The organism is Streptomyces macrosporus (assembly GCF_039533145.1).
In the GTDB taxonomy this organism is placed as follows: Bacteria; Actinomycetota; Actinomycetes; order Streptomycetales; family Streptomycetaceae; genus Streptomyces; species Streptomyces macrosporus.
In genome coordinates, this window is sequence record NZ_BAAASZ010000054.1 from 1 (window position 1) to 559 (window position 559).

A 559-nucleotide genomic window follows, 5' to 3' on the forward strand; every position below is an offset into this window, starting at 1 on the left:
ACTTCGCCCCGCAGAAGTCCTTCGCCGCCGACGGCGGCCTGTGGATCGGCGTGTTCTCCCCGGCCGCCCTGGAACGGGCCGCACGGATCGCCGCCACCGACCGGCACATCCCGGCCTTCTTCGACCTGCCCACCGCCATCGACAACTCCCGCAAGAACCAGACCTACAACACCCCGGCCCTGGCCACCCTCTTCCTCCTGGCCGACCAGCTGGACTGGCTCAACGACCAGGGCGGCCTGGCCTGGGCCACCGCCCGCACCGCCGACTCCGCCGCCCGGCTGTACGGCTGGGCGGAGAAGTCCGCGTTCGCCACCCCCTTCGTCACCGACCCCGACAAGCGCTCCCCGGTGGTGGGCACCATCGACTTCGCCGACGACGTGGACGCCGCCGCGATCGCCAGGACACTGCGCGCCAACGGCATCGTCGACACCGAGCCGTACCGCAAGCTGGGCCGCAACCAGCTCCGGATCGCGATGTTCCCGGCCGTCGACCCGGCCGACGTCGAGGCGCTCACCGCCTGCGTCGACTACATCGTCGAACGCCTCTGACCCCCCGCCCG

General features: G+C 71.9%; 1 protein-coding gene. It reads left to right on the forward strand.

Features of this window, described 5'->3' with window-relative positions:
* Positions 1-548: PLP-dependent aminotransferase family protein (locus tag ABD335_RS30640; RefSeq protein WP_486387933.1), on the forward strand; the 548-nt coding region annotated here is incomplete at its 5' end.
* Positions 549-559: the final 11 nt, after the last annotated feature.